The sequence below is a fragment of the Aeromonas sp. R7-4 genome, assembly GCF_040908055.1.
GTDB lineage: Bacteria > Pseudomonadota > Gammaproteobacteria > Enterobacterales > Aeromonadaceae > Aeromonas > Aeromonas sanarellii.
Genome location: NZ_JBFODA010000018.1, coordinates 14,422 through 28,328, shown reverse-complemented (window position 1 = coordinate 28,328; position 13,907 = coordinate 14,422). Strand labels below are relative to the sequence as shown.

The 13,907-nt window shown below is 63.3% G+C and carries 14 protein-coding genes; all 14 read right to left on the bottom strand.

Going from position 1 to position 13,907, the window contains the following annotated elements; all coding sequences use genetic code 11:
* Entirely contained in the window at positions 1-1,113 is a 1,113-nt protein-coding gene (locus AB5Y72_RS03435) for a chemotaxis response regulator protein-glutamate methylesterase (protein ID WP_042076849.1), read from the bottom strand.
* A 31-nt stretch (positions 1,114-1,144) separates the two neighbouring features.
* Entirely contained in the window at positions 1,145-3,277 is a 2,133-nt protein-coding gene (locus AB5Y72_RS03430) for a chemotaxis protein CheA (RefSeq protein ID WP_325782544.1), read from the bottom strand.
* A gap of 11 nt (positions 3,278-3,288) precedes the next feature.
* The gene (locus tag AB5Y72_RS03425; RefSeq protein WP_042076845.1) at positions 3,289-4,029 is read right to left on the bottom strand and encodes a protein phosphatase CheZ; all 741 of its coding nucleotides are present in this window, start codon (positions 4,027-4,029) and stop codon (positions 3,289-3,291) included.
* Positions 4,030-4,041: 12 nt separating this feature from the next.
* Positions 4,042-4,425 carry a chemotaxis response regulator CheY gene (gene cheY / locus AB5Y72_RS03420; RefSeq protein ID WP_010673934.1) on the bottom strand — a complete coding sequence of 128 codons (384 nt, stop codon included), beginning with the start codon at positions 4,423-4,425 and terminating at the stop codon, positions 4,042-4,044.
* Between the two features lie 110 nt (positions 4,426-4,535).
* Positions 4,536-5,252 (bottom strand): RNA polymerase sigma factor FliA, encoded by a 717-nt coding sequence (locus AB5Y72_RS03415; RefSeq protein ID WP_042076843.1) that lies wholly within the window; start codon positions 5,250-5,252, stop codon positions 4,536-4,538.
* Positions 5,245-6,120, bottom strand: a complete 876-nt coding sequence (locus AB5Y72_RS03410) for a MinD/ParA family protein (protein ID WP_209428960.1) — start codon at positions 6,118-6,120, stop codon at positions 5,245-5,247. Before AB5Y72_RS03410 ends, AB5Y72_RS03415 begins: the two co-directional genes overlap by 8 nt.
* A 1-nt stretch (position 6,121) precedes the next feature.
* Positions 6,122-7,621, bottom strand: coding sequence for a flagellar biosynthesis protein FlhF (gene flhF, locus AB5Y72_RS03405; RefSeq protein ID WP_368198597.1), 1,500 nt, complete (start codon positions 7,619-7,621; stop codon positions 6,122-6,124).
* A gap of 16 nt (positions 7,622-7,637) precedes the next feature.
* Positions 7,638-9,740 carry a flagellar biosynthesis protein FlhA gene (gene flhA / locus AB5Y72_RS03400; RefSeq protein ID WP_368198596.1) on the bottom strand — a complete coding sequence of 701 codons (2,103 nt, stop codon included), beginning with the start codon at positions 9,738-9,740 and terminating at the stop codon, positions 7,638-7,640.
* Between the two features lie 274 nt (positions 9,741-10,014).
* Positions 10,015-11,145: a flagellar biosynthesis protein FlhB gene (flhB, locus tag AB5Y72_RS03395; protein ID WP_368198595.1), complete on the bottom strand. Its 1,131-nt coding sequence runs from the start codon at positions 11,143-11,145 to the stop codon at positions 10,015-10,017.
* Positions 11,146-11,231: 86 nt separating this feature from the next.
* Complete coding sequence (gene fliR / locus AB5Y72_RS03390) at positions 11,232-12,029, bottom strand: flagellar biosynthetic protein FliR (RefSeq protein ID WP_042076833.1); 798 nt, start codon at positions 12,027-12,029, stop codon at positions 11,232-11,234.
* A 52-nt stretch (positions 12,030-12,081) separates the two neighbouring features.
* A complete protein-coding gene (gene fliQ / locus AB5Y72_RS03385) occupies positions 12,082-12,351 on the bottom strand; it encodes a flagellar biosynthesis protein FliQ (RefSeq protein WP_042076832.1) in 270 nt (89 codons plus the stop codon).
* Between the two features lie 26 nt (positions 12,352-12,377).
* Entirely contained in the window at positions 12,378-13,133 is a 756-nt protein-coding gene (fliP, locus tag AB5Y72_RS03380; protein ID WP_042076830.1) for a flagellar type III secretion system pore protein FliP, read from the bottom strand.
* Complete coding sequence (gene fliO, locus AB5Y72_RS03375) at positions 13,120-13,503, bottom strand: flagellar biosynthetic protein FliO (protein WP_042076828.1); 384 nt, start codon at positions 13,501-13,503, stop codon at positions 13,120-13,122. Before fliO ends, fliP begins: the two co-directional genes overlap by 14 nt.
* Positions 13,500-13,895 (bottom strand): flagellar motor switch protein FliN, encoded by a 396-nt coding sequence (fliN, locus tag AB5Y72_RS03370; RefSeq protein ID WP_010673924.1) that lies wholly within the window; start codon positions 13,893-13,895, stop codon positions 13,500-13,502. Before fliN ends, fliO begins: the two co-directional genes overlap by 4 nt.
* Between the last annotated feature and the right edge of the window lie 12 nt (positions 13,896-13,907).

Here is a 13,907-nt window from a genome sequence, read left to right as displayed (position 1 = left end):
TCAGCGACCCAACTCGACCAGGATGCGCTGGGCCACCCTGTCCAGCGGCAGGGATTCGCTCGCGATGCCGGCCTTGGCGACGGCCTGGGGCATGCCATAGACCACGCAGGAGGCTTCATCCTGGGCCCAGATGGTGGCGCCCTGCTCCTTGAGCAGGCGGGCACCATCCCGGCCATCCGCCCCCATGCCGGTCAAGACGATGGCCAGCACCTTGTCGCCATAGGTCTTGGCGGCCGAGGCGAAGGTGATGTCGACGCAGGGCTTGTAGTTGACCTTGTCGTTGCCCTCGATGATGCGAAGGCGGGCACCGGGCCCGCGCCCTTCCAGCAGCATCTGCTTGCCGCCCGGGGCGAGGTAGGCGTGACCAGGCCTCAGCACGTCGCCGTCCTCCGCCTCCTTGACCCCGATCTGGCACAGGCCGTTGAGACGGGCGGCGAAGGCCGCGGTGAAGGTGGCCGGCATATGCTGGATTAACAGGATCGGATGGGGGAAATCGCCCGGCAGCTTGGTCAGCACGTTCTGCAATGCCACCGGCCCGCCGGTGGAGGTGCCGATGGCCACCAGCTGGTAGCTCTTGCCGCTGCGCTTGAAGCTGGCGGGGGCGCTCGGTGCACGCACGGGTTCTGGCTGACGCTCGGTGGGGCGGGTCAGGGCACCGCCGAGGGCGGGCCGCACCAGGGGCTCGGGCGCCCGGGGCCGGGTCGTCATCAGGAAACGCTTGCGGGCGATCTCCTTGACCCGCTGCTGCAGCAGGCTGACCGCCTCGTCCTTGTCCCGGGCGATGTCTTCGAATTTCTTGGGCAGAAAATCGAGGGCACCGGCATCCAGCGCATCCAGGGTCGCCTTGGCCCCCTCGTGAGTGAGGGAGGAGAACATCAGGATGGGGGTCGGACACTTGGCCATGATCTCGCGCACGGCGCTGATGCCGTCGAGCACCGGCATTTCGATGTCCATGGTGATGACGTCCGGCCGCAACTGCAGCGCCTTGTCTACCGCCTCCCGTCCGTTCTGGGCCGTGTCGATCACCGTCATCAGGGGATCCTGATTGATGATCTCGCTGACCCGACGACGGAAGAAACTCGAATCGTCGACCACTAATACCTTGACTGCCATTGTTATTCTTTTAACTCCTTGAGCCAGACGCTCAGTGGCGACGGGCATAGGCCTTGAGCAGGCTGGGCACATCCAGGATGAGGGCGATGCCGCCGTCGCTGGTGATGGTGGCACCGGCCATGCCGGGGGTCCCCTGCAGCAGGTTGTCCAGGGGCTTGATCACCACCTCTTCCTGGCCGATGAGGTTGTCCACGACGAAGCCCACCTGCTGGGTGCCGATCTGGACGATGACCACGTGGCCTGTGTCCTGGCGCGCAGACTTGGCGCCACGCACCAGCCACTTGTGCAGGTAGAACAGCGGGATAGCCTTGTCGCGGACTATGATGGTGAGCTGGCCGTCCACCACGTTGGCCTTCTTCAGGTCCAGGTGGAAAATCTCGTTCACGCAGCCGAGCGGCAGGGCGAAGGTCTGCTGGCCCACTTCCACCATCAGGGTCGGCAGTATGGCCAGGGTCAGGGGCACCTTGATTTCCAGCCGGGTGCCCTTGCCCCAGGTGGAATCGATGTGTACCGAGCCATTGAGGCTGACGATGCTGGTCTTCACCACGTCCATGCCGACGCCGCGGCCGGAGATGTCGGAGATCTCGGACTTGGTGGAGAAACCGGGGGCGAAGATCAGGTTATAGGCGTCGTTGTCGCTCATGCGCGCCGCGCTGTCGGCATCCAGCACGCCGCGGCTGATGGCGATGGATTTCAGCTTCTCCGGATCCATGCCGGCGCCGTCATCCTCGATGCAGAGCAGGATGTGATCCCCCTGCTGGGAGGCGCTCAGGGTGATGGTGCCCTGACGGGGCTTGCCCGCCTTCTCGCGCACGTCCGGCATCTCGATGCCGTGGTCGCAGGAGTTGCGCACCAGGTGAACCAGGGGGTCGGCCAGGGCCTCCACCAGGTTCTTGTCCAGATCCGTCTCCTCCCCCACCATCACCAGCTCGATCTCTTTCTTGAGGGTGCGGGCCAGATCGCGCACGACCCGCGGGAAGCGGCCGAACACCTTCTTGATGGGCTGCATGCGGGTCTTCATGACCGCGCCCTGCAGATCGGCGGTCACCACATCCAGGTTGGCCACCGCCTTGGACATCTCTTCGTCGTTGCTGGCGATGCCGAGGCTCACCAGGCGGTTACGCACCAGCACCAGCTCCCCCACCATGTTCATGATGACGTCCAGGGTCTTGGTGTCCACCCGCACCGTGGTGTCGCTCTGCACCGCGCCGCTCTCGGCGGGGGCGGCCGGCTTGGCAGGGGCGGCCTTGGCCGGCGCGGCAACGGGTTCGGAGGCGGGCTTGGCCGCCACCGGCGCCTTGGGGGGCGTCACGGGGGGGGAGGCTGGCGCCTTGGGCTCGGGGGTCGGGGCAGCAGCAGCCATGCTGTGCTGGGGCCCCTGACCACGACCGTGCAGCTCGTCCAGCAGGCGCTCGAACTCGTCGTCGTCGATGAGCTCGTCCACCTCTTTCTGGACCGACTGAAGCGGCGTCAGATCGGGGGCACCACCGTGCTGGCCCTGGCCGTGGAGCTGGTCGAGCAGCGCCTCGAACTCGTCGTCTGTGATGTCCCCTGAACCGCTCAGCACGGGGACGGCAGAGACGGTCGGGGCCTTGCCGACACCGTGCAGCTCGTCGAGCAGGCGCTCGAATTCGTCGGCGGAGATCTCGTCGATGGAGCCGCCGCCATTGACGGCCACCGGCTCGCTCGGGGCGACGATGACGGGCTCGGGTTCGGGCTCGGGTTCTGGCTGTGACTGGGCGGCGACGCTGGCGGTGCGCAGCTGCTCCTGCCCCTCGGGCTTGCACAGCTCGTGCAGATCGTGCAGCAGGTCGGGAGAGGCCGGGCTTATCTCCTCGCGGTTCTGCACCTGGGCAAACATGACGTTGATGGCGTCCAGCGCCTGCAAGATGACGTCCATCAGCTCGGCGCTGAGGGTCCGCTTGCCGTTGCGCAGCATGTCGAACAGGTTCTCGGCGCCGTGGCAGACGTCCACCAGCTCGGTCAGGGAGAGGAAGCCAGCCCCCCCCTTGACGGTATGGAAGCCGCGGAAGATGGCATTCAACAGATTCTTGTCATCGGGTCGCTTTTCCAGGTCGACCAGTTGTTCAGACAACTGTTCCAATATTTCTGATGCTTCGACCAAAAAGTCTTGCAGTATGTCTTCATCAACTTCGAAGGCCATGCGTCACTCCATTAGAATCCCAGGCTAGACAGCAGATCGTCCACATCATCTTGACCATTGACCACGTCGGACCTCGTCTGCGGGTTCATGATGGGACCTTCCGCCTCGATGCCGCTCGCCGGCAGGCTGCGCGCCGAATGATCGATAACGCCCTCACCAAACATGGTCAGCATCTCTATCAACTTTGTTTCAACTTCCTGCACCAGCTTGATCACCTTGCGGATCATCTGACCGGTCAAGTCCTGGAAATCCTGAGCCATCAGGATCTCCGTCAGCAGTTGTCGTAACTTATCGGCATCGCTTTCCGAAGCCTTAATAAAATCATTCAGTTGATGACAGAGCGCCTTGAATTGACCCAGCTCCAGATCCCGGCTCATCAGGGCATTCCAATTGGGCATGACCAGCTGAATGTTGTCATTGAGTCGATCGGCGATGGGGAGACTGGCCTCCACCGCATCCATGGTGCGGTTGGCCGCCTTGTCCGTCATGTCGATGACATAGCTGAGGCGCTCCCGGGCATCCGGGATCTCATGGGTGGCCAGGTCGGGGATCCTGGGATCCAGGCGAAAATCTTGCAATGAGTTGTGCAACTGGCGGGTCAACTGCCCCACCTTGTCAAACAGGGCTGCCGCGTTGGGGGCACACACATCGGCGAGGATGTTGTCGGCCTGTTCAAACTCCTCTCGCTCCAGGTGGGCAACCAGCATCCTTGCCTGTTCAAGCGAGATCATGGCACTCGTTTTGGCCTTCATCCCTGCCGCTCCTTAGCCGATTCGTTCAAAGATTTTGTCGAGCTTCTCTTTGAGGGTGGCGGCGGTGAACGGCTTGACGATGTAGCCATTGACCCCTGCCTGGGCGGCTTCGATGATCTGCTCGCGCTTCGCTTCGGCAGTCACCATCAGGACCGGCAGGTGCTTGAGTTTGTCATCGAGGCGAATGGCCTTGAGCAGGTCGATGCCCTGCATGCCCGGCATGTTCCAGTCGGTGACCACAAACTGGAAGTCGCCGTTCTTGAGCATCGGCAGCGCCGTGTTGCCATCGTCTGCTTCATGGGTGTTGTTGTATCCCAGGTCACGCAGCAAGTTCTTGATAATCCGGCGCATCGTTGAAAAATCATCGACGATGAGGATTTTCATGTTCTTGTCCAAAGTTCCTCCTAAATAGCCGTCAAGACGGCTCGCTTACATGATGCAGATCGCAGGTTTTATGGTGCGGATTATGCCTTAGAGTTGCGCTCCAGTGTAGCCAGTACAGTCACTTATACATTCCAATCTCGCAGACGGGCGCGCAGTCTGTGCATGGCCTGGCTGTGGATCTGGCTCACGCGAGACTCGCTCACGCTCAATACCTCGCCGATCTCGCGCAGGTTCAATTCTTCGTCGTAATAGAGGGAGAGCACCAGGGCCTCCCGCTCCGGCAGTCGGGCGATGTGCTCGGCCAGGGCGCCCTGAAAGCGCTCGGCCGCCAGATCGTCGTAACCGCCGTGGCTGGCATCATCGGGATGCCCTATCACATCCTCGCTGACCCCCAGATCCTCGATGCCGATGATCTTGCCGCAGGAGACATCCTGCAGCATGGCGTGATACTCCCCGAGGGAGACCCCCATGTTGGCGGCCACCTCGGTGTCCCTGGCATCCCGGCCATGGGCCTGCTCCACGTTCTCGATCGCCTCGGCGATGGCGCGGCTGTTGCGGTGCACCGAGCGGGGCACCCAGTCCCCGCGGCGGATCTCGTCGAGCATGGCGCCGCGGATGCGGATGCCGGCATAGGTTTCAAAGCTGGCGCCCTTGCTGCCGTCAAAATTGCGGGAGGCTTCGAGCAGCCCAATCATACCTGCCTGGATCAGGTCATCCAGCAAGACACTGCTTGGCAGGCGAGCCAATAAATGCTGGGCAATCCGCTTGACCAGCGGAGCGTGACGCTCGACCAGCACGTAGGAATCCTGATGACGCAAGTATGCTTGGGCTTTATTCACGGGAGTCTTCCTGTGTTATGACCGGCTTTTGCAACAAGTTTTCCAGGAAAAATTCGAGGTGCCCCCCCGGCTGGTTCGGGATGGGCCAGCTCGCCGCCTTGTTGGCCAGGGCACGGAATGCCAGGGAGGCGGGGGATTTCGGAAACGCCTCGACGATCAGCTTCTGCTTGCGCACGGCGGCCCGCAGGTTGGTGTCGTAAGGGACGCAGGCCACCAGTTCCAGGGAGGTGTCGAGGAAGCGGTCGGTGACCCGGGTCAGCTTGGCGAACAGCTCCTGCCCCTCGCGCAGGGAGCGGACCATGTTGGCCACCACCTTGAAGCGGAACACGCCGTGATCCTTGGAGAGGATCTTGATGAGGGCGTAGGCGTCGGTGATGGAGGTGGGCTCGTCGCACACCACCACCATGATGTCCTGGGCGGCGCGGGTGAAGCTCAGCACCATGTCGGAGATCCCCGCCGCCGTGTCCACCAGCAGCACGTCCACCTGGGTCTTCATCTCGCCGAAGGCGCGGATGAGCTCGGCGTGCTGCACCGGCGACAGCTCGACCATGGACTGGGTGCCCGAGGTGGCCGGCACTATCATCATGCCGTAGGGGCCCTCGACGATGATGTCGTCTATGGTGCACTCCCCCGCCAGCACGTGGGAGAGGTTGCGGTGCACCCGCAGCCCCAGCATGACGTCGACGTTGGCCAGACCCAGGTCGGCATCCAGCACCAACACCCGTTTGCCCTGGGCGGCCATGGCTCCCGCCACGTTCAGGGTCACGTTGGTCTTGCCGACGCCCCCCTTGCCTCCGGACACGGCGATCACTTTCACTCGATTGTTTTGACGCATTTTGCGCAGACCACTCGCCTGATCCATATACATGTTACTCATAAAACTCCGAATCTTCGGTCTCGCCGAAACCCGATCCCCAGAAATAGGGATCCTCTGCTTCCCGCTCCAGCGACCCCATGGCGGCACCGACCAGCAGCGCCGCGTTGGCAACTTGAATATCTTCCGGCACCCGCTGCCCGTCGGTGATGTAGCTGATGGGCAGGGCGTTCTGAATGCAGACGTTGATCACTTCCCCCAGATTCAGGCTCTCGTCGAGCTTGGTCAGGATGCAGCCGGAGAGCGGAATGCGCCTGAAATGATCCACCGCCTCCTGCATCACCCGCCGCTGGGAGGTGGCCGACATGACCAGATAGCTGCGAATGCGCACCTTGGCGTTCTTCACCAGGGTATCGAGCTGCTCGGTCAGGCGGATGTCCCGCTGACCCACCCCGGCGGTGTCGATGAGCACCAGCCGGCGATGGCGGAACTGGTAGAGCGCATTGGCCAGCTCTTCGGCGTCCCGCACCTGGCGCACCGGGCAGCCCATGATGCGACCATAGGTCTGCAGCTGTTCGTGGGCGCCGATCCGGTAGTTGTCCGTGGTGATGAGCGCCACCTGCTCGGCGCCATATTTCATGGCGAAGCGGGCCGCCAGCTTGGCGATGGTGGTGGTCTTGCCCACCCCGGTCGGGCCGAGCAGGGCCACGGCGCCGCCCTGACGCAGGATCTCGTCCTCGCTGATCTTGAGCTGGGCCGTCAGCACCTCGGCCAGCTGGGCCATGGCCTGATGGATGGGCATGTCCTCGGGGATGAGCCCCGCCAGCTGATCGGCGAAGGCGTCGTCGAAGCCCATCTTCTTGAGCTCCTTGATGAGCAGGGCGCGCATGGGCTCACGGCGCTCCACCTCCTGCCACATCAGGCCGGAGATCTGGTGCTCCAGCAACTTGCGGATGCTGGCCATCTCCTTGCGCATCCCCTCCATCTCCTGATCCCGCTGGGGGGACTGGGCAGGACGGGACGCGGCGGCCGGACGCGGCTTGGGCTTGGCGGGCTCGGGCGCCGCCCCCCACTGGCCCTGTTCGGCCAGGGTTCTGGGGGCGCTGCCGGCCGCGGCCAGCCCGGCGGACTGGGTGCCGGCAGCGCTATTGGTCTGCCAGGAGGCCGGCGCAGCATTGCCGTTGCCCGCCCCATTCCCGGACCAGGGGCCCTGGGCTGCATTGCCGCCCGCGGGGTTGGCCGGGTTGAGCTTCTGCTGGCGCGCCAGCAGGGCGGCCAGGGTATCGGCATAGTATTCGTTCTGTTCCTTGGGCGGCGCCGCACGCGTCATCTGCTTGCCCGCAGACGAGATATTGACGCTCTCTTCGTTCAACTGACGGCGAACCGGCGCGTCTTTGGGCCCCGGCACCTGGGACTGGTAATCGACGGCCGCGACTATCTCCACCCCACCGGTGACCTTCTTGTTGGACATGATGACGGCATCGGGCCCGAGAGTCTCCTTGACCTCGGCCAGCGCCGTGCGCATGTCTTTGGCAAAAAACCGCTTAATCTTCACCCGTCATCTCCGCTAACTAGCCCTGTCCCACCGCACTGACGATGCGGATCTGCTTGTCGTCAGGCACTTCCTGATAGGACAGCACGCGTAATCCAGGAATGGCATTCTTGACAAATTTCGCCAGGGTATTGCGCAATATCCCCGATGTCAGAAGCACGGCCGGCTGGCCTTCCAGTTCTTGTCGTTGAGTGGCTTCCACCAGGGAGCGCTGCATCCGCTCCGCCAGTCCCGGCTCGATGCCGGCGCCATCTCCCCCACCTGCCTGCAGGGATTGATGCAATATACGTTCCAACTCCGGTGACAGGGTGATCACCGGCAGCTCGGGCTCTGGGCCGGCGATCTCCTGCACGATGAGTCTGCGCAGGGCGATGCGGCAGGCCGCGGTCAGCACTTCCGGGTCCGGGCTGCGGGGCGCATATTCCACGAGGGTCTGCAGGATAGTGCGCATATCGCGAATTGGCACGCCTTCATTGAGGAGATTTTGCAGTACCTTCACCAGGTTGCCCATGCTGATCACCTCGGGAACCAGCCCTTCCACCAGCTTGCTCTGGTGTTTCCCTATCATGTCCAGCAGTTGCTGCACTTCGTCGTGGCCAAGCAGCAGGGCGGCGTGGTTGGAGAGGATCTGGCTCAGGTGGGTGGCCACCACGGTGGCCGCATCGACCACGGTATAGCCCAGAGTCTGCGCCTGGGAGACCTGCTCCTTGGCGACCCAGACCGCCTCCAGCCCGAACGCCGGGTCCTGGGTGGCGATGCCGTGGATCTGGCCGAACACCTGGCCCGGGTTGATGGCCATCTCCTTGTCGTGATAGACGGTGGCCTCGCCGGTGCTCACCCCCATGAGGGTGATGCGGTACTGGTTGGGGGCGAGATCCAGGTTGTCGCGAATGTGCACCGCAGGCACCAGGAAACCGAGCTCCTGGGAGAGCTTCTTGCGCACCCCCTTGATCCGGTTGAGCAGCTCGCCGCCCTGGTTCTTGTCCACCAGCGGGATGAGCTGATAGCCCACCTCCAGGCCGATGATGTCCACCGGCATGACGTCGTCCCAGCTCAGATCCTTCTGCTCCACCGGGGCATCCCCCTGGGCCGGCAGGAGTTCGCCGCTCGCCGCCCTCGCCTTGTTCTGCTTCTCCCGGCGCAGCAGCCACCAGGCACCGGCGGCCGCCACGGCCCCCAGGCTCAGGAAGGCCAGATGCGGCATGCCGGGCACGCTGCCCATCATCAAGAGGATGCCGGCGGAGATGACCAGGGCCTTGGGGTTCTCGAACAGCTGGCCGAGCACGGCCGTGCCCATGTCCTGATCCGTGTTCTGGCGGGTCACTATGATGGCGGCGGCGATGGAGAGCAGCAGCGAGGGGATCTGGGCCACCAGGCCGTCGCCGATGGCGAGCAGGGTGTAGATCTGGGCCGCCTCGGCGAAGGTGAGCTGGTGTTGCAGCATGCCGATGATGAAGCCGCCGATGATGTTGATGAAGAGGATCATGATGCCCGCGATGGCATCCCCCTTCACGAACTTGGAGGCACCGTCCATGGAGCCGTAAAAGTCCGCTTCCTGGGTCACGTCCTGACGGCGTTTCTTGGCCTCTTCCTGGTTGATGAGGCCGGCGTTCAGGTCCGCGTCGATGGCCATCTGCTTGCCGGGCATGGCGTCCAGGGTGAAGCGGGCGCTCACCTCGGAGATCCGCCCCGCACCCTTGGTGACCACCACGAAGTTGATGATCATCAGGATCATGAAGACGATGATGCCCACCGCGTAGTTGCCGCCGATCACCACGTTGCCGAACGCCTCGATCACGTGGCCGGCCGCCGCGCTGCCGTTGTGCCCCTCCAGCAGCACCACCCGGGTGGAGGCCACGTTGAGGGCGAGTCGCAGCAGGGTCGCTATCAGCAACACGGTGGGGAAGGCGGCAAACTCCAGCGGCCGGCGGGTATAGACGGCCACCAGCAGCACCACGATGGAGAGGGCGATGTTGAAGGAGAAGAGGATATCCAGCATCAGGGGCGGAATGGGGAGTACCACCATGCCGAGGGAGGCGAGCACCAGCAGCGGGGTCCCGATCCCCTTGGTCAGCAACCACCTGTACTCTTTGAAACGGCCCAGCCCTGCCTTCAATCCCATCGTGCTTCTCAATGTTCAACTACCGATGCCGGATTAAAGCAAATATCAAGCCAATGATTCAGTCCATTGATCTACATGGGTTTTATTTTGATGCTGTCAGAAGTCCGTCGCAGGCTTTCCGGGCCGGGGCGGCAAGGAGGCTGGCGTCTCCCTGCCGGGAGAACATTGGGGACGGGTCCCAGGCGAACAGGTCAGGCTCCAGCTAGCGCCTTACGACGCTCAAGTGGAAGCTTGGAGCAGCCCCTGGCGACAAAGCCAGACAGCAGCCAGCGCCTTACTTGCGAAACTCGGGCGGGATGGGCAGATCCTTGGCGAGGGGGGTCGGCCGCCGGCCACGGCCGCGGCGGAACTTCTTGAGCTGGTAGACATAGGCCAATACCTGGGCCACGGCGGCGAAGAGCCCCTCGGGGATCTCCTGGCCAATCTCGGTGGCGTGGTAGATGGCCCGGGTCAGCGGCGGCGAGGACATCACGGGGATGTCGTACTCGCGCGCTATCTCCCGGATCTTCATGGCCACCTCGTCGACCCCCTTGGCCAGCACCTTGGGCGCCGCCCCCGGCTTGCCCGCATCGTATTTCAAGGCCACCGAGTAGTGGGTCGGGTTGGTGATGATGACGTCCGCCTTGGGCACGTCCCCCATCATGCGGCGCATCGCCATCTGCATCTGCAGCTGGCGGATCCGCCCCTTGACCTCGGGCTTGCCCTCGCTGTCCTTGAACTCGTCCTTGACCTCCTGCTTGGTCATCTTGAGCTGGCGATTGTGGTTCCAGGTCTGGAACGGCACGTCGATGGCGACGATGGGAATGAGGGCGCAGCAGAGGATAATGAGCATCCAGAGCAGCAGGTCCAGGGCGTCTATGATGCCACCAGGGAAGCCCTCCTGGGAGAGGTTGAGCAGGTGGTTGAACTGGCTGGAGAGCATCCACCAGGCGAACAGGGAGATGAACAACACCTTGGCGATGGACTTGACCAGTTCCACCAGGGACTGCACCCCGAACATCCTCTTCAAACCACTCAAGGGGCTCAGTTTGCTCCACTTGGGCAGCATGGCCTCGGAGGAGAAGTTCATCCCGCCGAGCAGGGTATTGCCGACGAAGGCGGCGATGATCACCAGCAGAAACAGCAGCCCCAGGGGTTGGAGCAGCTCTCCCAGCAGGGCCGGCACCATGACCCCCATGGCGTTGGGATCGAACGCCTGATCCCGGTCCAGGGTGAAGCCCATGGTGAGCACCTTGACCATGGCATCGGCCAGGCTCTCCTTGATCATCAGAAGCCCGAACACGGTCGCCAGCAGGACGCTGGCGGTACCCAGTTCCTTGGAGCGTGCAATCTGCCCTTTTTCCCGGGCCTGTTGCAGTCGTTTGCCCGTGGGTTGTTCTGTGCGTTCCTGATCGGTATCAGCCATGCTGACCTCCGATGGGGATCATCCCGCCAGCAGCCTGCCACAATGGCAGCCCACTCGGTTGTTCGATGCCATCGCCCCGAACGAGATCAGCCATGCTGACCCCCCAGGCACTGGACGTTGATCAGCTCGCAGCTGGTCTCCTGCACCCGCTCCCAGAGGGCATCGAAGTGCCCCATGAAGCCGCCTATGGTGAACCAGAGGATGAAGAGACCCGACATCATGCTCACCGCGAAGCCGATGCTGAAGATGTTGAGCTGGGGCGCCGCCCGGGTCATGACCCCGAACGCGAAGTTGATGAGCAGCAGGGCGATGATGGCCGACAGCGCCATCACCAATGAGGCCTGGTACATGATCCCGAGGAAGCTCACCAGGCTGCGGATGGCGGGCAGGGTCAGCCCGCTGTCCGACACCGGCAGGGTCTCGAAGCTCAGCACCACCATGCGCAGCATCAGCAGGTGACCATCCACCGCCAGGAACACCAGGGTCGCCAGCATCAGGTAGAACTGGCCCACCACGGGGGCCGACTGACCGTTCATGGGGTCCACCAGGGTGGCGAAGCCCAGGCTGGTCTGCATGGCGATGACCTGGCCCGCCATCACGAAGGTTTCCAGCAGGAACTGGGTCATCAGGCCCAGCGCGATGCCGATGAGCAGCTGCTGGCCGAGCACCAGGAAGCTGCCGACGGAGAAGAGCTCAATCTTGGGCATGGGGGGCAGCAGGGGCGCGATGATGAGGGTGATGGCGAGCGCCAGGCCGATGCGGATATGGGCAGGGGCCAGCCGGCTGCCAAACACCGCCATCACCATCAGCAGGCTGCTCACCCGGGCGAGCGGCCAGAGGATGCTGGTCAGCCACTCCATGATCACCGCCGTGGTGTAGCTCATGCCCCTACCTCGTGGCTGCGTGATGCCGGCACCACCACGGCCTCCCCCTGACTCACCCCACCACCTCGGGGATCTGGCTCACCATCAGCAAGAAGAAGTCCATCAGGCTCTGCAGGCCCCAGTGGGCACCGGCCCCCAGGGCCAGCAGGGTCACCACCAGGCGGGGCAGGAAGCTTAAAGTCTGTTCGTTGATGGAGGTCGCGGCCTGGAAGATGGCGACGATGAGGCCCACCATCAGGCTCGGCAGGATCACGGCGCAGACCATGATGGTCACCAGCCAGAGCGCCTCGCGAAAGACGTCGACAAAGGTTTCAGGGCTCATCTATCGGCTCCTTTCCATTGACCGGCTTAGCCTGCACCCAGCCCGAAGCTGTTGGCGAGCGAGCCCAGGATCAGGTTCCAACCGTCTACCATCACGAACAGCATCAGCTTGAACGGCAGGGAGACCAGCATGGGGGAGAGCATCATCATCCCCATGGCCATCAGGATACTGGCGACCACCAGATCGATGACCAGGAAGGGCAGGAACAGCATGAAGCCTATCTGGAAGGCGGTCTTGAGCTCGCTGGTGACGAAGGCCGGGATCAGCACCCGCAGGGGCACCTCCTCGGGTTGCGCCACCTGGACGTTCGCTATCTCCATGAAGGTATTGAGATCCTTGACCCGGGTCTGGGCCAGCATGAACTGGTGGATGGGCAGCTCCGCCTTCTCCAGGGCCTCCTTGGCCCCTATGGTCTCGGCCAGGTAGGGCTGCAGCGCCTCGTCGTTGATGCGATCCAGCACAGGCGACATGATGAAGAAGGACATGAAGAGCGCGATGCCGATCAGAACCTGGTTGGAGGGGCTCTGCTGCAGGCCGATAGCCTGTCTGAGGATCCCGAGCACCACTATGATACGGGTGAAGGAGGTCATCATGATGACCATGGCCGGCAGGAAGGAGAGCGCGGTCATGAGCGCCAGCACCTGCAGGGTCAGGCTGTACTCCTGGCTGCCATCCGCCATGGTCTTGACGGTGAGAGCCGACATGCCGTCCTGGGCCATCGCCAGGGGCGACAGCAGCAGGGAGATCAGGGCCAGCCATCCAGTCCAGTTAACGTTTTTCATGCTTGCCCATCAATTTGCCGAGCTGCTGGGAGAAGGCCTGGGGCTGGCTCTCGTCCAGCGGCGTCTCCAGGCGATAGAGGAAATTGACCTGCTGCGGCGTCACCCCGATGAGCAGCTGCTGCTCCCCCACCTTGACCACCATCAGCTTCTCCTTGTAGCCGAGCGGCAGGGTGGCGACGACCTTCATCTGGCCCCCGCCCATCACCTGGGTGAGCTTGCTCTTCTTGAGCAGGAAGCCCAGCACCAGGATGAGGCCGATCACCATCAGGCTGGAGAGCAGCCAGGAGGTGATGCTGGGAGGGTTGGCGCCCGTCCCCGGGTTGGCCAGGGCGGGCAGGGACAACAGCCACAGCGGCAAGAGACGGATCATTTGAGCTTCTTGATCCTTTCAATCTGGCTGATGACATCGGTCAGACGGATGCCGAACTTGTCGTTCACCACCACCACCTCGCCGTGGGCGATCAGGGTGCCGTTGACCAGCACATCCAGCGGCTCGCCCGCCACCCGGTCGAGCTCCACGACAGAACCCTGGTTCAGCTGCAGCAGGTTGCGGATGCTGATCTGGCTGCGTCCCACCTCCATGGCGATGGTCACCGGGATGTCCAGTATGGTGTCCAGCTTGCGCCGCTCCTCGGCGCTGATGGGGGCTTCGTCCTTGAGCTCTTCCAGGGGGGCGGGCTTGGCCTCGGCCGTGACCTGCTCCTCCAGCGCGGCCGCCCAGGCGTCAGCCATCAAATCCTGCTCGTCATCGGTTCCGCTCATCTTCAATTCCTC